22 protein-coding genes are annotated in these 20,086 nt (G+C 71.0%); 9 read left to right on the top strand and 13 right to left on the bottom strand.

Going from position 1 to position 20,086, the window contains the following annotated elements; translation table 11 throughout:
• Positions 1-351: 351 nt before the first annotated feature.
• From tyrS to LCD35_RS27520, 10 genes are all read right to left on the bottom strand, one after another.
• Positions 352-1,626, bottom strand: a complete 1,275-nt coding sequence (gene tyrS / locus LCD35_RS27565; protein WP_224961616.1) for a tyrosine--tRNA ligase — start codon at positions 1,624-1,626, stop codon at positions 352-354.
• Positions 1,627-1,659: 33 nt separating this feature from the next.
• Entirely contained in the window at positions 1,660-2,286 is a 627-nt protein-coding gene (locus LCD35_RS27560; RefSeq protein WP_224961619.1) for a DNA-3-methyladenine glycosylase, read from the bottom strand.
• A gap of 34 nt (positions 2,287-2,320) precedes the next feature.
• The gene (gene argH, locus LCD35_RS27555) at positions 2,321-3,742 is read right to left on the bottom strand and encodes an argininosuccinate lyase (protein WP_225045184.1); all 1,422 of its coding nucleotides are present in this window, start codon (positions 3,740-3,742) and stop codon (positions 2,321-2,323) included.
• A 9-nt stretch (positions 3,743-3,751) separates the two neighbouring features.
• Positions 3,752-4,327 (bottom strand): arginine repressor, encoded by a 576-nt coding sequence (locus LCD35_RS27550; protein WP_225045183.1) that lies wholly within the window; start codon positions 4,325-4,327, stop codon positions 3,752-3,754.
• Positions 4,324-5,247, bottom strand: a complete 924-nt coding sequence (gene argF / locus LCD35_RS27545) for an ornithine carbamoyltransferase (protein ID WP_224961626.1) — start codon at positions 5,245-5,247, stop codon at positions 4,324-4,326. The genes LCD35_RS27550 and argF overlap by 4 nt, the downstream gene beginning before the upstream one ends.
• A 48-nt stretch (positions 5,248-5,295) precedes the next feature.
• Complete coding sequence (locus tag LCD35_RS27540; protein ID WP_224968538.1) at positions 5,296-6,468, bottom strand: acetylornithine transaminase; 1,173 nt, start codon at positions 6,466-6,468, stop codon at positions 5,296-5,298.
• Positions 6,465-7,442, bottom strand: coding sequence for an acetylglutamate kinase (gene argB, locus LCD35_RS27535; protein ID WP_225045182.1), 978 nt, complete (start codon positions 7,440-7,442; stop codon positions 6,465-6,467). Before argB ends, LCD35_RS27540 begins: the two co-directional genes overlap by 4 nt.
• Positions 7,439-8,596 carry a bifunctional glutamate N-acetyltransferase/amino-acid acetyltransferase ArgJ gene (gene argJ, locus LCD35_RS27530; RefSeq protein WP_225045181.1) on the bottom strand — a complete coding sequence of 386 codons (1,158 nt, stop codon included), beginning with the start codon at positions 8,594-8,596 and terminating at the stop codon, positions 7,439-7,441. Before argJ ends, argB begins: the two co-directional genes overlap by 4 nt.
• 52 nt (positions 8,597-8,648) lie before the next feature.
• Positions 8,649-9,677, bottom strand: a complete 1,029-nt coding sequence (gene argC, locus LCD35_RS27525; RefSeq protein WP_225045180.1) for an N-acetyl-gamma-glutamyl-phosphate reductase — start codon at positions 9,675-9,677, stop codon at positions 8,649-8,651.
• 104 nt (positions 9,678-9,781) lie between these two features.
• Positions 9,782-10,060: a hypothetical protein gene (locus tag LCD35_RS27520; RefSeq protein WP_224968544.1), complete on the bottom strand. Its 279-nt coding sequence runs from the start codon at positions 10,058-10,060 to the stop codon at positions 9,782-9,784.
• 123 nt (positions 10,061-10,183) lie between these two features.
• On the opposite strand from LCD35_RS27520, the gene LCD35_RS27515 reads away from it, so the two are divergent.
• The 5 genes from LCD35_RS27515 (at position 10,184) to LCD35_RS27495 (ending at position 13,964) form a co-directional block, all read left to right on the top strand.
• On the top strand, positions 10,184-11,038 hold the full coding sequence (locus LCD35_RS27515; protein WP_224961637.1) for a DUF5753 domain-containing protein: 855 nt from the start codon (positions 10,184-10,186) through the stop codon (positions 11,036-11,038).
• A gap of 21 nt (positions 11,039-11,059) precedes the next feature.
• Positions 11,060-11,332 (top strand): DUF397 domain-containing protein, encoded by a 273-nt coding sequence (locus LCD35_RS27510; RefSeq protein WP_224961640.1) that lies wholly within the window; start codon positions 11,060-11,062, stop codon positions 11,330-11,332.
• A gap of 79 nt (positions 11,333-11,411) precedes the next feature.
• Positions 11,412-11,714 carry a hypothetical protein gene (locus LCD35_RS27505; protein WP_224961641.1) on the top strand — a complete coding sequence of 101 codons (303 nt, stop codon included), beginning with the start codon at positions 11,412-11,414 and terminating at the stop codon, positions 11,712-11,714.
• Positions 11,714-13,402, top strand: a complete 1,689-nt coding sequence (locus LCD35_RS27500; protein ID WP_224968546.1) for an alpha/beta hydrolase — start codon at positions 11,714-11,716, stop codon at positions 13,400-13,402. Before LCD35_RS27505 ends, LCD35_RS27500 begins: the two co-directional genes overlap by 1 nt.
• A gap of 28 nt (positions 13,403-13,430) precedes the next feature.
• Positions 13,431-13,964, top strand: coding sequence for an LppA family lipoprotein (locus tag LCD35_RS27495; RefSeq protein WP_225045179.1), 534 nt, complete (start codon positions 13,431-13,433; stop codon positions 13,962-13,964).
• 89 nt (positions 13,965-14,053) lie between these two features.
• Here LCD35_RS27495 and LCD35_RS27490 read toward each other — a convergent pair whose 3' ends face one another.
• The 3 genes from LCD35_RS27490 to LCD35_RS27480 all read right to left on the bottom strand — a co-directional run bounded on the left by LCD35_RS27490 (position 14,054) and on the right by LCD35_RS27480 (position 17,494).
• On the bottom strand, positions 14,054-15,298 hold the full coding sequence (locus tag LCD35_RS27490; protein ID WP_224961648.1) for an FAD-binding oxidoreductase: 1,245 nt from the start codon (positions 15,296-15,298) through the stop codon (positions 14,054-14,056).
• Between the two features lie 103 nt (positions 15,299-15,401).
• Positions 15,402-16,874 (bottom strand): CdaR family transcriptional regulator, encoded by a 1,473-nt coding sequence (locus LCD35_RS27485; protein WP_224961649.1) that lies wholly within the window; start codon positions 16,872-16,874, stop codon positions 15,402-15,404.
• Positions 16,874-17,494 (bottom strand): HAD-IA family hydrolase, encoded by a 621-nt coding sequence (locus LCD35_RS27480; RefSeq protein ID WP_224968977.1) that lies wholly within the window; start codon positions 17,492-17,494, stop codon positions 16,874-16,876. The genes LCD35_RS27485 and LCD35_RS27480 overlap by 1 nt, the downstream gene beginning before the upstream one ends.
• A gap of 206 nt (positions 17,495-17,700) precedes the next feature.
• Here LCD35_RS27480 and LCD35_RS27475 point away from each other — a divergent pair, with 206 nt between their 5' ends.
• The 4 genes from LCD35_RS27475 (at position 17,701) to LCD35_RS27460 (ending at position 20,057) form a co-directional block, all read left to right on the top strand.
• On the top strand, positions 17,701-18,246 hold the full coding sequence (locus tag LCD35_RS27475; protein WP_224968975.1) for an AAA family ATPase: 546 nt from the start codon (positions 17,701-17,703) through the stop codon (positions 18,244-18,246).
• A gap of 92 nt (positions 18,247-18,338) precedes the next feature.
• Entirely contained in the window at positions 18,339-18,749 is a 411-nt protein-coding gene (locus tag LCD35_RS27470; RefSeq protein WP_224968973.1) for a hypothetical protein, read from the top strand.
• The gene (locus LCD35_RS27465) at positions 18,746-19,285 is read left to right on the top strand and encodes a DUF3558 domain-containing protein (RefSeq protein ID WP_224978475.1); all 540 of its coding nucleotides are present in this window, start codon (positions 18,746-18,748) and stop codon (positions 19,283-19,285) included. The genes LCD35_RS27470 and LCD35_RS27465 overlap by 4 nt, the downstream gene beginning before the upstream one ends.
• A 235-nt stretch (positions 19,286-19,520) precedes the next feature.
• Positions 19,521-20,057 (top strand): DUF3558 family protein, encoded by a 537-nt coding sequence (locus LCD35_RS27460; protein ID WP_224963323.1) that lies wholly within the window; start codon positions 19,521-19,523, stop codon positions 20,055-20,057.
• Positions 20,058-20,086 lie beyond the last annotated feature (29 nt).

The raw sequence follows: 20,086 nt of genomic DNA, 5'->3' as shown, positions 1-20,086 counted from the left end.
GGGAGTCAGTTCATTCCGTCTTTCGTTCTTGCGATGTTTCAAACTCTAGCAGGCCCGATTTCCGGCCGTTTCAGGGGGGTCGCTTTCGCGTTTCCGCGGTTTCCCGCGCCCGCCCAGCCAAGTTCCGGCCTGCTTTTAGAGTTTTCCACTTCGGTTCCACCCACTCTACCAACACCAGTTGGGAGCTTGGTTCGTGGCCCCGCTGTCGCGCCCGGTCCGATTTTCTCGGCCCGTTCCGCGCTGACTTGAAGTAATTTACGCGTCGGCCGACCCAAAGTCAAGTCAGCCCGCAGTAGGACCGGAACGAGGCAAACCCGCAGGTCACCCGCCGTTTCCGGCCCTACGAACAGGCTAGTACAGCACCTTGATCCCCGCAGTGTGACGCTTGCCACGTCGGATGACCGCCCAGTGGCCGTGCAGCAGGTCGTCCTTCGACGGAGACCACGTCTCATCAGCGATTTTGGTGTTGTTGACGTAGGCGCCGCCCTCGTTGACGGTGCGCCGCGCGGCGCCGCGGCCCTGCGCGAGACCCGCCTCGACCAGCAGGTCGACGATGGTGGGCTCGTCGGACAGGCGCACTTCGCCGGTGGGGACCTCGGCCATGACCGCGTCCAGCGTCGCCTCGTCCAGCTCCGCGAAGTCCCCGCGGCCGAACAGCGCCTGGCTGGCGGCGATCACCTGGCGGGTCTGGTCGGCACCGTGCACCAGGGTCGTCAGCTCCTCGGCGAGCCTGCGCTGGCCGGCGCGCTGCTGCGGGCGTTCGGCGGTGGTGCGCTCCAGCTCCTCGATCTCCTCGCGGTCGAGGAAGGTGAACAGGCGCAGGTATTTGGCGACGTCCGCGTCCGCGGAGTTCACGAAGTACTGGTACCAGGCGTACGGCGAGGTCAGCTCCGGATCGAGCCACACGTTGCCGCCGCCGGTGGACTTGCCGAACTTCCGCCCCTCCGCGTCGGTGACCAGCGGCAGGGTCAGCGCGTGGGCGGTGGTGTTCTCCTGGCGGCGCAGCAGGTCCACGCCGGCGACGATGTTGCCCCACTGGTCGGAGCCGCCGAGCTGCAACCGGGTGCCGTGCCTGCGGTAGAGCTGCACGTAGTCGTTGGCCTGCAGCAACATGTAGCTGAACTCGGTGTAGGACAGGCCGTCGCCCTCCAGGCGGCGCTTCACCGTCTCCCGCGCGAGCATCGTGTTGATCGAGAAGTGCTTGCCTACGTCGCGGAGGAACTGGGTGACCGGCAGCTGCGCCGTCCAGTCCGAGTTGTCGGCGACCAGCGCGCCGGTCGAGGTCCCGTCGAAGTCGACGAACTTCGCCAGCTGGTGGCCGATCCGCTCGGTCCACGCCCGGACCGTGTCCTCGTCGTGCAGGTTGCGCTCCCCGACGTCCCGCGGGTCACCGATCAGGCCGGTCGCGCCGCCGGAGAGCACCACCGGGCGGTGCCCGGCGAGCTGGAAGCGGCGCAGCGTCAGCAGCGGGATCAGGTGGCCGGCGTGCAGGCTGGGTGCGGTGGGGTCGAAGCCCGCGTAGAGAGTGAGCGGCCCGGAATCCAGGTCCGAACGCAGCGCGTCGAGGTCGGTGGATTGCGCGATCAGGCCGCGCCAGGACAGCTCGTCAAGGATGTGCTCACTCACGCGACCCAGTCTGTCGCATGCCGACGAGCGGTTTCATGCCTGGTCCCGGATGCGCCGACGTCCCCCGCGCCGGTAGGGGCTCACCGCCGGGGAGCCGTCGATCCAGGACCGCCAGGGCAGGTCCACCGCGGTGGCGACGCCGACGCGCGGCCCGGTGCGCACGTCGTCCTCGTCGACGGCGGGGCCGTCGAGCAGCCGGATCGGCGAGTCCGGGTCGGTGAGGTCGATGCCGTTGTGCTCGCGGGTGATGCCGAGGACGCCCGCCAGCCGGGCGGGGCCGCTGGCGAGCTGGACGTCCTTGCGCACCGCGGGGCGGCGGCTGCGGGCCAGCTCGGTGCCGTCGAGGACCTCGGCCGCGCGCAGCAGCACCGCGCCGGGCACGCCGTCCTCGGTGCACACGACGTTGATGCAGAAGTGCAGCCCGTAGACGAAGTAGACGTAGAGGTGCCCGGCCGGGCCGAACATCACCGCGTTGCGCTGCGTCTTGCCGCGGTAGCAGTGCGAGGCCGGGTCGTCACCGCCGCGGTAGGCCTCGACTTCGACGAGCCGCACCCGCACGTCGCCCTCCGGGTGGCTGGACCGCAGCTCGCAGCCGAGCAGGCTGCGGGCCACCCGGAGGGGGTCGTGGGCGAGTTCCGCTCGCGTCAACTGGTGGCTCACGAGCGGAACAGTACCGACCGGACGTGAACGGTCCTCACGCCGCCAGCCAGGCGCGATGCGCCTCGATCGCGGTGAACACGCGGTCCCGCTGCTCGCGCACCCGGTCGGGCGCGGTGCCGCCGTGGGCGTCGCGGGAGGCGATGGAGCCGGGAACGGTCAGCACCTCCCGCACCTGCGGGGTGAGCGCGGGGTGCGCGGCGGTGAGCTCCTCGTCGGTGAGCTCGTCGAGCCCGGCCCCGCGGGCTTCGGCCGTGCGCACGCACTCCCCCGACGCCTCGTGCGCGACGCGGAACGGCACGCCCTGGCGGACCAGCCACTCGGCGATGTCGGTGGCAAGGGTGAACCCGGCGGGCGCGAGTTCGGCGAGCCGCTCGGTGTGGAAGGTGAGCGTGCCGAGCATCCCGGCCATCGCGGGCAGCAGCAGGTCGAGCTGTTCGACGGAGTCGAAGACCGGCTCCTTGTCCTCCTGCAGGTCCCGGTTGTAGGCCAGCGGCTGCGCCTTCAGCGTCGCGAGCAGGCCGGTCAGGTTGCCGATGAGCCGCCCGGACTTGCCGCGGGCCAGTTCGGCGACGTCGGGGTTCTTCTTCTGCGGCATGATCGAGCTGCCGGTGGCCCAGGCGTCGTCGAGCGTGACGTAGCCGAACTCGGCGGTGTTCCAGATGATCACCTCTTCGGCGACCCGGGACAGGTTCACCGCGAGCATGGCCAGGCAGAACGCCGATTCGGCCGCGAAGTCGCGGGAGGCGGTGCCGTCGATGGAGTTGTCCACCGCGCCGTCGAAGCCGAGCTCGGCGGCCACGGCCTGCGGGTCCAGCCCCAACGAGGAACCGGCGAGCGCACCGGACCCGTACGGGGAGAACGCGGTGCGGGCGTCCCAGTCCCGCAGCCTGCTGACGTCGCGCAGCAGCGCCTGGCAGTGCGCGAGCAGGTGGTGGCCGAGCAGCACCGGCTGCGCGTGCTGCAGGTGGGTGCGGCCGGGCAGCACCGCGTCCGGGTGGGCCTGCGCCTGCCCGGCGAGGGCGGCGACGACGTCGAGCACGCCTGCGGCGACGCGGCGGGTGGCGTCGCGCAGCCACATCCGGAACAGGGTGGCGACCTGGTCGTTGCGGGAGCGGCCGGCGCGCAGCTTGCCGCCGAGGTCGGTGCCGACGCGTTCGAGCAGCCCGCGTTCGAGGGCGGTGTGCACGTCCTCGTCGTCGATGACGGGCTGGAACGCGCCGGACTCGACGTCGGCGGCGAGCACGTCGAGGCCCTGGTGCATCCGCTCCAGCTCATCGGCCGTGAGCAGCCCGGCCGCGTGCAGCACGCGGGCGTGCGCGCGGGAACCGGCGATGTCGTAGGGGGCCAGCCGCCAGTCGAAGTGGGTGGAGAGGCTCAGCGCGGCCATCGCTTCGGCCGGGCCGGAGGCGAAGCGGCCGCCCCACAGCTTGGTGGGCTCGCTGCCTTGCTGGGTCACGGTGGGTCCTTATCGGGATTCGTTCGGATGGTGCGGGTTCGATCGGTCATCGTTCTCGCCGCCGGCGGGATGCGCGTCGCCCGGTTCGCCGTCCTCGGGGCGGGCGCGTTCGCCGGAGGCCATGTTGGTGAACCGTTCGGCGAGGTCGAGGCCGGTGAGCGGCTCGGGGGGGGCGACCATGACGGTGTCGTCGCCCGCGATGGAGCCGACGGCTTCGAGCAGGGCGGCGCGGTCGATGGCGCTGGCCAGGAACTGCGCGGCGCCGGGCGGGGTGCGCAGCACGGTGAGGTTGCCGGAGCCGTCGGCGGAGACGAGCAGTTCCGCCAGCAGCCTGCTCAGGCGCGTGGTGCCGCCCTGCACCCCGCGCACGGGGCTGCCGTCCTCGGGGATGACGTAGACGGCGGCTCCCCCGTCGGGCCCGCGCAGCTTCACCGCGCCCAGTTCGTCGAGGTCGCGGGACAGCGTGGCCTGGGTGACGTCGATGCCGTCCCCGGCGAGCAGCCGCGCGAGCTCGGTCTGGCTGCGGATGCCCATCGCCGAGACCAGCTCGACGATGCGGGCCTGCCGGGCCGCCCGGGTGCTCATGACCGCTGCACCAGCCAGGCGAGCAGGGCCTTCTGCGCGTGCAGCCGGTTCTCGGCTTCGTCGAACACGGCGCTGGCCGGCCCGTCGAGCACGTCGTCGGTGACTTCCCAGCCGCGGTGCGCGGGCAGGCAGTGCAGCACGGTGGACTCGACGCCGGTGGCGGCGAGCAGTTCGGCGTTGACCTGGAAGGGGCGGAACGGGCTGACCCGGTCCTTGCCGTCGTTCTCCTGGCCCATCGAGGTCCAGGAGTCGGTGACGAGCACGTCGGCACCGTCCACGGCGGCGCGCGGGTCGGTGTCGACGCGCACGGAACCGCCGGTCTCGGCGGCGCGCTTGTTCGCCGCGTCCAGCACCCACTGGGCGGGAGCGAATCCCTCGGGGGCGCCGATGCGGACGTGCATGCCCGCGGTGACGCCACCGACCAGCAGCGAGTGCGCCATGTTGTTGGCGCCGTCGCCGAGGTAGGTGAGCGTGCGTCCGGGCAGTTCGCCGTGGCGCTCCCGCACGGTCTGCAGGTCGGCGAGGACCTGGCAGGGGTGGAACTCGTCGGTGAGCGCGTTGATCACGGGCACGGTGGCCGCGCCCGCCATGGCCTCGATGCGCGGCTGGGCGAAGGTGCGCCAGACGACGGCGTCGACGTAGCGGGACAGCACCCGCGAGGTGTCCTCGATGGTCTCCTCGCGGCCGAGCTGCATCATGCGGCCGTCGACCACCAGCGGCTGGCCGCCGAGCTGGTGGATGCCGACCTCGAAGGACATCCGGGTGCGGGTGGAGTTCTTCTCGAAGATGACCGCGATGGAGCGGCCCTCCAGCGAGCGGTCCCCGTTGCGGTCGGCCTTGAACCGAGCGGCGAGGTCGAGGATGTCGGTCTGCTCCTGCGGGCTCAGGTCGTCGTCGCGCAGGAAGTGCCGGAGCGTCACGGGATCACCTCCGTGGCTGTCGTGGTGGGGTTCGGGTGTTCGGGCAGGTCAGCCGAGCAGACCGGGCAGGGCGGCGACGAGCCGCCGGGCCTGGTCGGCGTCGAGCACCAGTGCGGGGCTCAGCCGCAGCACGTCGGGCTGCACGGCGTTGATCAGGTAGCCGGCGTCCTGAGCCGCGGCGGCGGTGGCGGCGGCGACGGGCTCGGTGAGCCGGATGCCGAGCAGCAGGCCGAGGCCGCGGACACCCGCGATCTTCGGGTGGCCGAGCTCGCGGACGCCGTCGGCGATGAGTTCGCCGATGGCCTTGACGTGGTCGAGCAGGCCGTCGGCGGCGATGGTGTCGAGGACGGCGAGCGCGGCCGCGCAGGCGACGGGGTTGCCGCCGAAGGTGGTGCCGTGCTGGCCGGGTTGCAGCAGTTCACCGGCGTCGCCGACGCCGATGCAGGCGCCGAGGGACAGTCCGCCGCCGAGGCCCTTGGCGAGGGTGATCACGTCGGGTTCGATGCCGTCGCGCTGTAACGCGAACCAGTGCCCGGTGCGGCCGATGCCGGTCTGCACCTCGTCGACGACGAGCAGCGCGCCGTGCTTCGCGGTGATCTCGCGGGCGGCCCGCAGGTAGCCCTCGGGCGGGACGATGACGCCGTTCTCGCCCTGCACGGGTTCGACGACGAACGCGGCGGTGGTGTCGTCGATGGCGGCTTCGAGCGCGGCGACGTCGCCGAAGGGCACGTACTCGACGCCGGGCGGCAGCGGGGCGAACGGTTCCCGCTTGGCGGGCTGGCCGGTGAGGGCGAGCGCGCCCATGGTGCGGCCGTGGAACCCGCCCTCGGTGGAGATGATCTTGAGCCGTCCGGTGCGCCGGGCGATCTTGAACGCGGCTTCGTTGGCCTCGCCGCCGGAGTTGCAGAACAGCACCCGCCCGCGCCCGGCGAACCCGGCGAGCTCCAGCAGCCGTTCGGCGAGTTCCAGCCCGGGTTCGTGGGCGTAGAAGTTGGAGACGTGCCCGAGGGTGCCGATCTGGCGGGTGACGGCCGCGACGACGTTCGGGTGGGCGTGGCCGAGCGCGTTGACGGCGATGCCGCCGACGAAGTCGAGGTAGGTGTTGCCGTCGGCGTCGGTGACCTCGCAGCCGGAGCCGCTGGTGAGGGTGAGCTTCGGAGTGCCGTAGTTGCCCATCATGGACGCCTGCCAGCGCTGGGTCCCGGTGGTGTTGGTGGTCATGCGGGTTCGCCTTCCTGTCCGGGCAGCACCATCGTTCCGACGCCTGCGCTGGTGAACACTTCGAGCAGCACCGAGTGCGCGAGCCTGCCGTCGATGACGTGGGCGCGCGGCACACCGCCGCGGACGGCGCGCAGGCAGGCCTCCATCTTCGGCACCATCCCGGCGGCGAGGCCGGGCAGCAGCGCTTCGAGCTCGTCGGCGTCGAGGCGGGCGACGAGCGAGGAGCGGTCCGGCCAGTCGGTGTAGAGGCCTTCGACGTCGGTGAGCACCACGAGCTTCTCGGCGCCGAGTGCGACGGCGAGCGCGCCGGCGGCGGTGTCGGCGTTGACGTTGTGCACCACGCCGTCCACGTCGGGGGCCACGGTGGACACGACGGGGATGCGCCCGGCGCTGATCAGGTCGAGCACCGCGTCCGGGTTGACGGCGACGACGTCGCCGACGAGGCCGACGTCGACGGGTTCGCCGTCGACGGTGGCGGTGCGGCGGGCGGCGGTGAACAGCTGCGCGTCCTCGCCGGACATGCCGACGGCGTGCGGTCCGTGCTGGTTGATGAGGCCGACGAGTTCGCGGCCGACCTGCCCGACGAGCACCATCCGCACCACGTCGAGGGTTTCGGGGGTGGTGACGCGCAGGCCGCCGCGGAACTCGCCGGTCATGCCGAGCCGGTCGAGCATGGTGGTGATCTGCGGTCCGCCGCCGTGCACGACGACGGGGTGTAGCCCGGCGAGGCGCAGGAACACCATGTCCTGCGCGAACGCGGCCTTGAGCTCGTCGTCGATCATGGCGTTGCCGCCGTATTTGACGACGACGGTGGCGCCGTGGAAGCGCTCCAGCCAGGGCAGTGCTTCGACGAGCACGCTGGCCTTCTCGGCGGCGGTGGCGAGCCGGTCGGCTGGGGTCTGGTCGGCCGCGGCCTGTTCAGTCGAGGTCTGTTCGGCCGGGTTCTGCTCGGCGGGAGCCTGTTCGGCGCTCATGAGGAGTACGCGCTGTTCTCTTCGACGTAGTCGTGGGACAGGTCGGTGGACAGGATGGTGGCGGCCTGGTCGCCGAGGTGCAGGTCCACGACGATCTCGATGTCGCGGCCGGTGAGGTCGGCTTCGCCGCGGTCCCGGTTGGGCAGTCCGCCCGCGAACAGCGAGACGCCGTTGGTGATGATCTCGACGCGGCTGACGTCGATCTCGGCCTCGGCCCGGCCGAGCGCCATCGCGATCCGGCCCCAGTTGGGGTCGGAGCCGAACAGCGCGGTCTTGACCAGGTTGTCCTCGGCGATGATCCGTCCGATGTGGACGGCGTCGTCCTCGGTGCGGGCGCCGCGCACGGTGATGTCCACGGCCTTGGTGGCGCCTTCGGCGTCGCCCTGCAGCTGGCGGACGAGGTCGGTGCTGATGGCGGTGAGGACTTCGGTGAGCTCCGCGGCACTGGGTTCGACGCCGGAGGCGCCGGAGGCCAGCACCAGCACGGTGTCGTTGGTGGAGGTGCCGCCGTCCACGTCGAGCCGGTCGAAGGTGGTGCGGGTCGCGGCGCGCAGCGCGGTGTCCAGCACGTCCGGTTCCACGACGGCGTCGGTGGTGAGCACGCTGAGCATGGTGGCCATGTTGGGCGCGAGCATCCCGGCGCCCTTGGCGAATCCGCCGATGCTGAACCCGTCGCCGGCCGCGGTGGCCTGCTTGGCCTTGCTGTCGGTGGTGAGCACGGCGGTGGCGGCGGCGGTGCCCGCGTCCGCGGTGCCGTCGAGCGCCGCGGCGGCACCGTCCACTCCGGACACCACGGCGGGCATCGGGAGCCGTTCGCCGATCAGCCCGGTGGAGCAGACGGCCACGTCGATGGCGCCGACGCCGAGGACTTCGGCGACCTTCTCGGCGGTGGCGTGGGTGTCCTGGAAGCCTTCGGGGCCGGTGCAGGCGTTGGCGCCGCCGGAGTTGAGCACGACGGCGTGCAGGCTGCGTTCCTGCAGCACCTGCTGGGACCACAGCACCGGCGCGGCCTTGACCTTGTTGGTGGTGAAGACGCCGGCGGCGGTGTGCCGCGGACCGTCGTTGACGACGAGGGCCAGGTCGAGCGCGCCGGTGGGTTTGATCCCGGCGGCCACACCGGCCGCCCGGAATCCGGCGGGGGCGGTGACGCTCATGCGTTCTCCTCCGTGCTGGTGGTACCGGGTGCGGCGGGGTGCGGGCCGTCGGTCACGGGGCGATCCCCGCGAGCGGCAGGCCGGTGGTCTCGGGCAGGCCCTTGGCGAGGTTCATGCACTGCACGGCGCCACCGGCGGTGCCCTTGGTGAGGTTGTCCTCGGCGCCGATGACGACGAGCCGCCGCGCGTCGGCGTCCACCGCGACCTGCAGGTGCACCGTGTTGGCGCCGAGCGTCGCGGAGGTCTGCGGCCAGGAGCCTTCGGGCAGCACGTGCACGAACGGCTCGTCGCCGTAGGCGTCCAGGTAGACCTTCCGGGCGGCGGCGGTGTCGAGGTCGCCGCGCAGCGGGGCGCTGCAGGTGGCGAGGATGCCGCGCGACATCGGCGCGAGCACGGGGGTGAACGACACCTGCACCGGTTCGCCCGCGACGGCGCTGAGGTTCTGCACCAGCTCCGGGGTATGCCGGTGCGCGCCGCCGACGCCGTAGGCGCTGGCCGAGCCCATGACCTCGGCGGAGAGCAGGTGCGTCTTGAGCGCGCGGCCCGCGCCGGAGGTGCCGGTGACGGCGACGACCTGCGCTTCGGGTTCGACGAGACCGGCGGCGAAGGCGGGTGCCAGCGCCAGCGAGGAGACCGTGGGGAAGCATCCGGCGACGGCGATCCGGTTCGCGGTGCGCAGTTCCGCCCGCTTGCCGGGGAGTTCGGGGACGCCGTAGGGCCAGGTGCCGGGGTGGTCACCGCCGTACCAGCGGGTCCACGCCTCGGGATCGTTGAGCCGGTGGTCGGCACCGCAGTCCACGACGAGGGTGTCCGCGCCGAGTTCGGCGGCGATGGCCGCGGAATGCCCGTGCGGCAGCGCGAGGAACACGACGTCGTGGCCGGAGAGCGCGGCGGCGGTGGTCTCGGCGAGTTCGCGGTCGGCGAGCGGTAGCAGGTTCGGGTGGTGCGCACCGAGCTTGGTGCCCGCGTTGCCCCCGGCGGTCAGCGTTCCGATCTCGACTTCGGGGTGCGCCAGCAGCAGGCGGAGGAGTTCTCCGCCCGCGTAGCCGCTCGCACCCGCCACTGCCACCCGAATCACCATGCGGATGATTATGCATCGTCGTGCAACATCAATCAAGAATGGGGCCGGTCACGCGCGCCACAGGCGGGCTCCGCGATCGGCTGGGCTTCGCGACCGGTCGGGCTTCAGAGCCAGACGAGCCGCACGTTCCCGACGATCTCGAACATCGCGCGGACCCGCTCGGCGGAATCGGCGTCGCCCTTCAAACCTCCCGGCCCCACGAACACCGCCCCCGGCGGCACCTGGTCCGACGCGCACTCGCCGCTGATGTCCAGGCCCCACGCGCAGACGTCCGCGTCGAGGACCTCACCGTCCTCGCCGGTCAGCTCGTAGACCGCGAACGGGCGCGGACGGGCGCCGTCGCGGAGCGCGCGGAGGAGTTCGGCTTCCGGGTCGTCGTGCATGGTGAGCCCCCTTCATGGATCAACATTCGGAGGCGAACGCTACTGAGCAACTTGCTCATAAACGATCGCTGAATCCGGTGAACATGCTTTCGGAGGGAGCAGGCGGGCGGAATCATGATCCGCATGGCACCGGACCCGAAGATGCTCAAGATCCAGCTCGGCATCGAACTGCGCCGCCTGCGCGAAGAAGCCGAGTGCACGGCCGCGGCGGCGGCAGCCGTGGTCGGCGGGACCGCACCGAAGATCAGCAAGATCGAGAGCGGCAAGCAGGGCGTCACCACGGCCGAGGTCGAGAAGCTGTCCGCGCTCTACGACGCGCCCGCCAAGCGGCGGAAGTACCTGATCGGCCTCGCGAGCCAACTCCCCCGGCGCAGCCCGCGCCGCACCACCTACCGGGACGCGGTGCCCGACTGGTTCCAGCGGTTCCACGCACTGGAGTACGCGGCTACGGACATGCGGATCTACGAGGTGGAAAGCGTGACCGGGCTGCTCCAGACCCACGACTACGCCCGATCGATGATCCACGCCTGGGAACCTGCCGCAGATCCGAGGATGATCGAACGCCAGGTGCAGACCCGGCTCGATCGCCAATCGGTCCTCACTCGTCGGCACAAACCGCTGAACTTGCAGGTCGTCCTCAGTGAAACCGCGCTTCGCCGCGTTCAAGGCAGCGGGAAGATCATGCGTGCGCAGCTGGAGCACCTGGCCGAAACGGCTTCCAAACCGAACGTGGACCTCAGGGTTCTCCCGTTCAGCGTGCCGAACCGCATCTCAGTGGCGTCTTCCGCAACGCTGCTCCACCTTGCCGAGCAACAGCTTTCGGCCGTCTACCTCGAAGACGTGCTGGGTGCTACCTACCTCCACGAACCGGCGGAGTTCACGCGCTACAGCATCGTCTTCGAACGACTTCGGGCGGCTGCACTGCCGGAGCACGAGTCGCAAGATTTCATCGCTATGGTGGCCGCCACGCACGAATAGGCGATCATCGAAAGGGCGATCATGCACCCGGACTTCTCGACAGCCGTCTGGCGCAAATCCAGCCGCAGCAGCTCCAGCGGCGGCCAGTGCGTCGAGATCGCGTTCGTGCCCGACTCCGCCGACTGGCGGAAGGCCAGTCGCAGCCAGGGAAACGGCGGCGCCTGCGTGGAGATCGCCGTGCAGCACTCCGTCGTCGGCATCCGCGACTCCAAGGACGCGGCCGGACCGGTGCTCGCGGTGAGCCGGAACGCGTTCGGCGCCTTCCTGCGGGCGATCGGTTCCGGTCGGATGTGACTCGGCGCGGAGATCGTCCGGAATGCGGCCGCCGCGCCGCTCCGCGCTGTTAAGGTCCTGCCCCGCGAGGAGGGGTGCAGTGGGCTACGAGGTCGTCACGACGGCGCTGGAGGACGCGGCGAAAGCCGCTCGGTCCGCCGCCGAACAGGCCAGGTCGGTGCGGTTGGAACCGGCCACCGACAAGATCGCGGAGGCGATGCCGGGCTCGGCGTCGGCTCCGGCCGCCGAGCACACCGGCGGCAGCTGGCGCGGCTCGCTCGACGGGTGGAACCGGGACGTCGAGCACTACGCGGACTCGCTGTCCGGCAGCGCCCGCGACTACGACGGCCGCGAAGGCACCGCCGCGGACGGGTTGCACGCGGCTCAGGGCGGTGGTGCGTGATGGTGCTCCTCGGCGACCTGCGGCGTTGGAACGCGGACCTGCTCGACGACGCCATCGACGAGCTCAAGGACCGGCAGGACCGGCTCGTGCAGCTCGACGACGAACTCGCCGGGTCCGGGCGTCCCCGCGAATGGCAGGGCAAGGCCGCGGACGCCGCCACCGCCGAGCACGCGAAGCTCGGCGAACGGCTCCGGGAACTCGTGCTGGAGATCTCCACCGTCCGCACCGCCGCCATCGCCACCGCCGACGAGATCCGGGCGGTCGGGAACGAACTGGTCGAGGCCGACGCGCTCGCGCACGCCCACCACTTCGCGATCACCGACGACGGCCGCGTCGACGATCTCGGCACCCCGCCCGGCACCCGGCCCGACGAGGCCGCCGACGTCGACGCCGACCGGCACGAGCGCATCCGGCCCGACCTCGTCCACCGGGTCGAACGCATCCTCGCGCGCGCTGACGACGCGGACCGCGAACTCGCGAAGGTCCTCGGCGACGCGGACAAAGACCTGATGGACACCGGAGGGGCGAAGACCCTCGCCGACGCGGCCGCCCTCGGCGACGCCCGCGGCCTCGGCGAGACCATCGAACCCCCGCCGCCCGGCGACCCGGCGAAGAACGCCGAATGGTGGAAGTCCCTGCCCGCCGAGACGAAGTCCGCGCTCGCCGCCGCTCCCCCGGCCTGGCTCGGCGGCATGGACGGCATCCCCGCCACCGTCCGCCACACCGCCAACGTCAACAAGATCGACGACGAGCGGGCCGTGCTCAACGCCGAAGCGAACCGCCTCCGCGAGCAGATCAAGAAGGTTCCGAAGGGACCCGGCGCCAGGAACCTCGAAGCCGAGTACCGGCGCCCCCTCGACCAGGTCGAAGCCAAGCTGAAGTCCCTGGACGAGGTCGAAGCCACGGCGAAGAAGACGGACCGCCAGCTACTGGTGCTCGACACGTCCGGTGAACGCACGAAGGCGGCGATCGCTGTCGGGAACGTCGACACTGCCGAACACGTCAGTGTGTTCACCCCTGGCCTCAACAGCACGGTCGAAGGCGGGAGCCTCAACGATTACGACAAGAGCATGGACCTTCTGCAGCAAGATGCGACCGCTCAGTCTCAACAGTATGGAGACGGCGGAGACGTAGCAGCCGTCACTTGGCTCGGGTACGAAGCACCTCAGATCAACGACTCGCTTGGATCTGACTCGGTAGCGAGCTCTACGTCCGCAGAACGTGGTGGCGACAAACTCGCCGACTTCTACCGCGGCATCAACGCATCGCGCGACGACAACCCCCACCTGGTCGCGATGGGGCATTCCTACGGGTCGACGACCACTGGCTATGCCTTGCAGCACGATGGAGTGGGCGTTGACGCAGCTGTTGTCATGGGCTCGCCTGGAGTCGGCACTGCCCACCCATCGGAGTTGAACGTCCCAGCTGGGCAGCTATACAACATCGAATCAAAGCGCGATCTGGTCGCAGACCTCTCATGGTTCGGCGGGGATCCCTCGAAACAAGCCGACTTCCGCCACCTTTCGACAGGTGAAGAGATCACGCCTGATGGTCAGCACCTCAACGAATCGATCGGACACAACACAGGAGGCCCCGACGGCTACCTGAACCGTGGCAACACGAGTCAGTACAACGCCGCCGCCGTCGCTGCTGGGCTTCCTGATCGAACGGTGGTCGAACGCAGGTGATCGTATGCATACCGACCGGGGAAGATTCATGAAACGCTTGATGCTCCTGACAGCGCTTGTCATGAGCCTGACCGCCTGTGGAGTGGAACCGGGACAAGAGTCGGAAGGAAGCATGGAAGATCAGCGCGCCGAGCTCTTGAGCCGCCCCAGCATGGAAGAGGCCAGTGCTCGCTACCAAGAGATGTTGACCAGAGTCAGGGACGAACTGGCAGTCGCCTACCCCTGGATCAGCTGGAACTACGTCCGGGAACTGCACAACTCCGGCTGCACCGGCTTCAACGAGTTCACGACCACCGCCGAAAGCCAAACCCTCGGCGTCTGGTCAACCGAAGGCAACATCCCCGACCCCGAATGGCCCCGCGCCGAACAGATCGTCGCCCGCATCAGCGCCGAATACGGCTTCACACCACCCGAAACCGTGGTGAGCCGACCCTCCGACCACCAAGTCGTCGGCAGCGACGAATACGGCGCCGGCTACCGCTTCGGCACCGCCAAACGCACCGTCCTCTCCGGCAGCACCGGCTGCCACCTCCCGCAAGCGGAGAAGGACAAGCTCCAGTAGTCCGGCTGACCCGGGGGTGGAACGCGGGCAGGGGGGGGCGCTTCGTGAGCGGCGACCCCTGCTCTCCAGGAAATGGTCTTCGTGGCGCGTCAGCGCAGCGGGTTGAACGGCCGCAGCTGGTCGGGCTGCTTGCCGGTGACGATCTGCTCGGACAGCAGCCGCCCGGTCAGCGGACCGAGGGTGAGCCCCCACATGCCGTGACCACCGGCGACGAACACGTCGGGCATCGCGGTCCCGCCGATCAGCGGCAACCCGTCCGGCGTGACGGGCCGCCCGCCGACCCAGTCATCCTTGCGGTCCGCCCAGGACACGCCGCGCAGCAGCGGTTTCGCCGAGCGTTCGATGGCGGCGATGCGCTCCGGGTAGAGCTTGGCGTCCGGGGAGCGGAACTCCATGGTTCCGGCGACCCGCAGCCCGCCCTGGTACGGCGTGCAGGCCACCCGCACGGCGGGCAGGTAGATCGGGCCGGGCACCGGTTCCTCGGTGGGCACGGTGAACGAGTAGCCGCGGCCCGCGCGCACCGCGGTCCGCACGCCGAGCGGCTTCGCCAGCGCACTCAGCCAGGCACCGGTGGCCAGCACCACCGTGTCGGCGGTGATCGCGTCGTCGGCGGAGCGCAGCACGACGCCGCCGCGCTCGCGCCGCACGTCCTGCACGGCGAAACCAGTGCGGATCGTGCCGCCGCGCTGCTCCACGGAGCGGGCGAGGGAGCGCACGAACTCGCCGGGGTCCACGTAGCGCTGGCCTTCGATGCGCAGCACCGCCTCGATGTGCGAGGACAGCTGCGGCACCTGCGCCTCGGCGACCGAGGACTCCACGACCTGCACGTCCTGCCCGGACTCGCGGATCAGGTCGAACTCGCGGCGCAGGTCGGCGACCTGCTCGGCCTTCTCGAACCCGGCGGTGATCGGCGCGGACCGGGTCGGGGCCGCCACGCCACCGGCGGTGAGCGCGTCGAACGCGTCCAGGCACTCGTTGTTCATCGGCACGAACGGCTGCATCGCACGCCGCCACGACCCCATGTTGCAGTGCGCCGCGAAGCGCGCCAGGAACGCCCACAGGCCCGGGTCGACCTTCGCCGGCACGTACAGCGGGGCGTTGCGGTCCAGCAGCGAGCGCAGGCCGTAGCGCAGCACGCTCGGCTCCGGCAGCGGGATGGAGAACGCCGGCGCCAGGTAGCCCGCGTTGCCCCAGGACGAACCGGCGGCCACGCCGTCCCGGTCCACGACCGTGACCCGCACGCCGTGCTCCTGCAAGAACCACGCCGTCGACAACCCGACGGCACCGGCACCCGCGACCACCACGTGCCGCGGCGTCTGGTCGTTGCCAGCCATGTTCGCCCTCCTCAGCTCGGCTGCATCCGAGTGTGCTGGGCCACGGCGCCGGTCCGGTTGTCAGATCCGCACAACCTGGGCGCCGCCGTTTGGTGATCCGGAACTATTCGATGAGCAGCGCGACGATCAGCGCGAGCCGCTGGTCCGGGTCGGTCACGTCGATCGGCGCCACCTCGGTCATCTTCCGCATCCGGTAGCGCACCGTGTTCGCGTGCACGCCGAGCCGCCGCGCCGCCGCCCCCGGATCGCCCTGGCAGCGCAGCCACTCCCGCAACGTCGCCGCGTACCGGGTGCCGTGCTCGGCGTCGTGGCGGTGCAGCTGCCGCACCGGGCCGCGTGCGGGCAACCGGCCACCGGAGGCCGCGTTGCGGAGCCTGCGCAGCAGGATCTCGTGCCAGGCGTCGTCGTAGCCGACGATCTCGCGGGAACCGACGACGGCGAGGCTTTCGTCCGCTTCCCGCCTGCTCACCGGCAGCTCCAGGGGTTCCGCGGCACCACCGACCCCGGCGCGCAGCCGCACCTCCGCGGGCATCTCCCGCAGCAGCCGCCGGAACCACCGCTCCCCCGGTTCCGCCTCGGGCAACACCGTGTAGACGGTGTTCGCGAACAGCGCGCTGCGCCCCGGCCGTGCCCAGCCGAAGCCGGACGTGGCGCGTTCGAACGCGATCAGCACCGCCGCGTCCTGGGCGTCCTCGGCCTGCACCGCCACCACCTGGAAACCGGTGCCGCGCAACCCGAGCCTGCTCAGCACCGCCGGTGCGTCCGCCTGGCCCTCCAGCAGGCCGATCACCAGGTCCGATTCGACCTGCCGCTCCAGGTCGGCGCTGGCGCGCGCCCGCAGCAGGTGCAGCGAAGCGGTGCGGGCCCCTTCGCGCAGCGCCGCGGCCCGCTCCGGGCTCAGCGGCTCCGGCACCTCCACCCAGATCGACCCGAGCAGTTCCCGCCCCGCGCGGACCGCCACCAGGGCGCGGCCGTGGAACTCCGGCATCGGTTCGGCGAAGAACGGCTCGTCCGACGAGGCCAGGTGCGCGTACACGCCGCGCGACGCGAGCTCGGCGCGGATCTCCGCGGGCACCCGCCTGCCCAGGATCGTCGCCAGCCGCGCCCGGTCCGCCGATTCCTGCCTGCTCGAATACGCCAGCACCCCCGAATGCCGGTCCTCGATGGTCACCGGGCCGCCCACCGACGCCGCCAGCGCATCGGCCAACGCGAACAGGTCCGTCGGGCCGCGGCCCGCCTCCGTTTCGCGGCCCTCCAGCACCAGTCCGTAGACGACGGCCGCCAACTGCCCCCACAGCACGTCGCCGTCGACCAGCACCACCGCGACGCCCCGCTCGCGGGCCACCGCCAGCTCCGGGCCTGCGACCTCGCGCAGCAGCACCACCGCGGCCATCGTGGTGCGCAGCAGCTCGCCGATCGCGCCCGGTTCGACGCCGACGGCCAGCAGCACCTCGTCGGTGCCCGCCGAATCGTGCAGCGCCACCCCGCGCAGCTCCACGTCCCGCCCGCGCGGCGCGCACTCCAGCCGCGCCCCGTAGCCGCCGAGCACGTTGATCAACCGGTCCAGCTTCACCATCAGAGCAATCCCAGCACGGCCGACAGCTCCGGCAGCACCACGTGCGCCCCGCCGAGCGCTTCCCGCGGGTGCGTGGTGGTCACGGCCGCGACCAGCGCGCCCGCGGCGACGCCCGCCGCCACGCCCGGCGGCGAGTCCTCCACCACCACGCAGTCCGCCGGATCCACCACCAGCTCCCGGGCCGCCGCCAGGTAGCCCTCCGGATCGGGTTTGCCGCGGGACACGTCCTCCGCGCAGATCAGCGTGCACGGCAGCGGCAGGCCCGCCGCCCGGAGCCTGCCCGTCATCAGCTCGCGGCCGCCGGAGGTCACCGCCGCCCACCGCCGCGGATCGAGCTGCCCCAGCACGTTCGCCGCGCCGGGCACCGCCACCACCGCGTCCGCGGCGGCCAGCTCCAGCCGCGCGACCTCCGCCAGCACCTCGGCCCGCACCGCTGCCGGGAAGAACTCGGCGGCCACGTCCGCGTCCCGCTTCCCGTGGCACACCGCCAGCACCGGCTCGCGCGGCACGCCGAACGCGGCCGCCACCCGCGACCACACGTGCTCGACGACCGCCGTCGAGTCGATCAGGGTGCCGTCGATGTCGAACAGCACCGCGCTCCGCTCCGGACGCATCCGCATGCCCGCAGGTTCTCACGATCCGATGAGCTGGGAGCGGAGGGAACCACTTCGCGGAATCGGGCGAAACCGGCGGGCGGGCGGCGCTAGGCTGGAGTCGATCTCCTCGGGGAAGAGGCGCGCCGCGACCGGACCGCGCCGAACCACCGACCCGCGCGACGTCCCCGTCGAGTACCGCCCGACATCCGCGCCGCCGAGGAGAACCGCCCATGGCCGCTGAGCCCTTCGCCCAGGCCGCCATCGTGATCACCGGGATCCAGGCCGCAGGCAAGTCCACGGTGGCGCAGCTGCTCGCCGAACGGCTGCCGAACTCGGTGCACCTGCGCGGCGACCTGTTCCGCCGCATGATCATCAACGGGCGGGTGGACATGGCGCCCGACGCCACCGACGAGGCGCAGCGGCAACTGCGGCTGCGCCACCGGCTCACCGCCCAGTCCTGCGACCAGTACACCGCCGCCGGGTTCACCGTCATCACCCAGGACGTCGTGCTCGGCGAACACTTCCCCGAACTCGCGGCCACCATCCGCACCCGGCCGCTGTACCTGGTGGTGCTCGCGCCGAGCCCGGAGGAGATCGGGGCACGGGAAGCAGCGCGCGGGAAGGTCGCCTACGACGAGTGGTCCGTCCGAGCGCTCGACGCGGTGCTGCGCGACGAGACGCCCCGTCTCGGCCTGTGGCTCGACACCTCCGAGCAGGCCCCCGAGGAGACCGTCGACGACATCCTCCGCCGCGCCCCCGCCGAAGCCGCCGTGTAGCGCTACCCGGTCGGCGCAGCGGAAACCACCACCCGCGCCGTCACCACCTCGCTACGATCCGTGGCACACGTGATCAACCGGCGGAGGGGCGCATGGCGGGCGGAGACGGGGGATTCGCCGGGGCGGCGGAAGGACTGCACCAGGTCCGATCGCAGACCCAATGGATCAACCAGCAGGTGGGGGCGGGCAAGCTCGCGCTCGACCCGGAAGTCGCGGAACGGGCGGCGAAGAGGGTTGAGGAGGAGGTGCGGGCGCTCGCGAAACTCCTTCGACGAACCGATCAGATCACCCGCCTTACCGGGTTGGGAGACTATCCCGACGGCCAGCAGCTGGCGCAACGGTTCAAGGACAAGGCACAGCATCCGGACTCCGGAGCAATTCCGCTGGTCAACGAGCTGATGAAAGTCCTCATGGAACAGGCGGACGCCTTCCGCGCAGCCGCCAAAGACTACCGATCCACCGATGATCAGATCGCTGAAGACATGCAGAGAGGTATCCAGTGACCCGACGTTCCCGCCGGTTGCTCGCCACCGTTGTTTGCGCCGGACTGTTCGGCGTGTCCGGCTGCGCGTTGGGAGGCACGGACCCAGGGTCGGAGCAGAACTCCCCCGAGCCGCAGCCCAAGGCATCCGGGCTCAAAGACCTGGATCCGTGCGCGTTCTTCACACCGGACGACTTGGCCGCTGCGGGGGTTGGCGGTGCGCCCGAACGCGTCGAAGACGTCTCCTTCGAACCGGGCTGCTCCTTCGAGGGTGAGAGCGCCATGCTGACCTTGTACAAGAACCAGGACGAGACGGTCGGCAGCTACGCGACCCACGGGAACTGGGACAGCTACCAGAAGTTCGACATCAACGGCAGGGCCGCCGCCACCGGCGTCAGTGCAGGCGCCACGGACCGCGGGATCTGCAACGTCCTCGTCGACGCGGGCGGCGGAGTCGCGATCGTCACCGTGAACGAGATCTTCCCCGGTGGTATCCCCGACCCCTGCGGCGAGGCCGAGAAGATCGCCCGCCAAGTCGAACCCCGCCTCCCCCACTGACCACCGGCCCCCGGACCACCCAGGTGAATGGCCCACCCGCCCAACGAGAACGGGCCAGTGGGCCATTCACCTGAAGCGGGTCAGCGGGTCCGGCTGCTCAAGACGGCCGTCACGGCGATCTTTCACCTCCTCGACGGTGCACCCGTCGTCGAAACGACAGGTGGCTGACGAGCCTCGCCAAGGACTAGCTGCCACCGACCGTCAGAGCGCCGAAGACATGCAGAGAGGTACCCAGTTGACCCGACGTACCCGCTGGTGGATCACCACCGCCGCCTGCGCCGGGCTGCTGAGCCTGTCCGGCTGCGCACTCGGCGGCACCACACCCGGGGGCGAGGAATCGCCCGCACCGCAGCCGAAACCGGCCGGGCTCCGGGACTTCGACACCTGCACCTTCTTCACACCGGACGAGCGGACCGAGGCAGGCGCGAACGGGCCGTCCGAACGCATCGAGGACCTCACCTTCGAGACCGGCTGCTCCTTCGAAGGCGAGACCATGCTGCTGACCCTGTACAAGAACCAAGACGAGACCGTCGCGAGCTACGAGACCGGCGGCCACTGGGACAGCTACCAGAAGTTCGACATCAACGGGCGTGCCGCGGCGACCGGTGTTTCCGCAGGATCCACCGGACAGGGCATCTGCAACACCCTCGTCGACGCGGGCGGCGGCGTCATCATCCTCTCCGTCACCGGCTTCATGAAGGACGACGTCCCCGACCCCTGCGGCGAGGGCAAGAAGCTCGCCCAGCAGGTCGAACCCCGCCTCCCCCACTGACCACCGGAACCCCCGGATCCCCCAGGTGA

It is taken from the genome of Saccharopolyspora sp. 6V (genome assembly GCF_020176785.1).
In the GTDB taxonomy this organism is placed as follows: Bacteria; Actinomycetota; Actinomycetes; order Mycobacteriales; family Pseudonocardiaceae; genus Saccharopolyspora_C; species Saccharopolyspora_C gregorii.
This window is presented reverse-complemented; position numbering and strand designations above follow the sequence as displayed.

Excerpts from the sequence above, each read along its gene's own strand:
- LCD35_RS27550 (WP_225045183.1), bottom strand. The coding sequence starts at position 4,327 with ATGAGCACCCGGGCGGCCCGGCAGGCCCGCATCGTCGAGCTGGTCTCG.
- LCD35_RS27540 (WP_224968538.1), bottom strand. The coding sequence starts at position 6,468 with ATGACCACCAACACCACCGGGACCCAGCGCTGGCAGGCGTCCATGATG.
- argB (WP_225045182.1), bottom strand. The coding sequence starts at position 7,442 with ATGAGCGCCGAACAGGCTCCCGCCGAGCAGAACCCGGCCGAACAGACC.
- argJ (WP_225045181.1), bottom strand. The coding sequence starts at position 8,596 with ATGAGCGTCACCGCCCCCGCCGGATTCCGGGCGGCCGGTGTGGCCGCC.
- argC (WP_225045180.1), bottom strand. The coding sequence starts at position 9,677 with ATGGTGATTCGGGTGGCAGTGGCGGGTGCGAGCGGCTACGCGGGCGGA.
- LCD35_RS27520 (WP_224968544.1), bottom strand. The coding sequence starts at position 10,060 with ATGCACGACGACCCGGAAGCCGAACTCCTCCGCGCGCTCCGCGACGGC.
- LCD35_RS27515 (WP_224961637.1), top strand. The coding sequence starts at position 10,184 with ATGGCACCGGACCCGAAGATGCTCAAGATCCAGCTCGGCATCGAACTG.
- LCD35_RS27510 (WP_224961640.1), top strand. The coding sequence starts at position 11,060 with ATGCACCCGGACTTCTCGACAGCCGTCTGGCGCAAATCCAGCCGCAGC.
- LCD35_RS27500 (WP_224968546.1), top strand. The coding sequence starts at position 11,714 with ATGGTGCTCCTCGGCGACCTGCGGCGTTGGAACGCGGACCTGCTCGAC.
- LCD35_RS27495 (WP_225045179.1), top strand. The coding sequence starts at position 13,431 with ATGAAACGCTTGATGCTCCTGACAGCGCTTGTCATGAGCCTGACCGCC.
- LCD35_RS27490 (WP_224961648.1), bottom strand. The coding sequence starts at position 15,298 with ATGGCTGGCAACGACCAGACGCCGCGGCACGTGGTGGTCGCGGGTGCC.
- LCD35_RS27485 (WP_224961649.1), bottom strand. The coding sequence starts at position 16,874 with ATGGTGAAGCTGGACCGGTTGATCAACGTGCTCGGCGGCTACGGGGCG.
- LCD35_RS27480 (WP_224968977.1), bottom strand. The coding sequence starts at position 17,494 with ATGCGGATGCGTCCGGAGCGGAGCGCGGTGCTGTTCGACATCGACGGC.
- LCD35_RS27475 (WP_224968975.1), top strand. The coding sequence starts at position 17,701 with ATGGCCGCTGAGCCCTTCGCCCAGGCCGCCATCGTGATCACCGGGATC.
- LCD35_RS27470 (WP_224968973.1), top strand. The coding sequence starts at position 18,339 with ATGGCGGGCGGAGACGGGGGATTCGCCGGGGCGGCGGAAGGACTGCAC.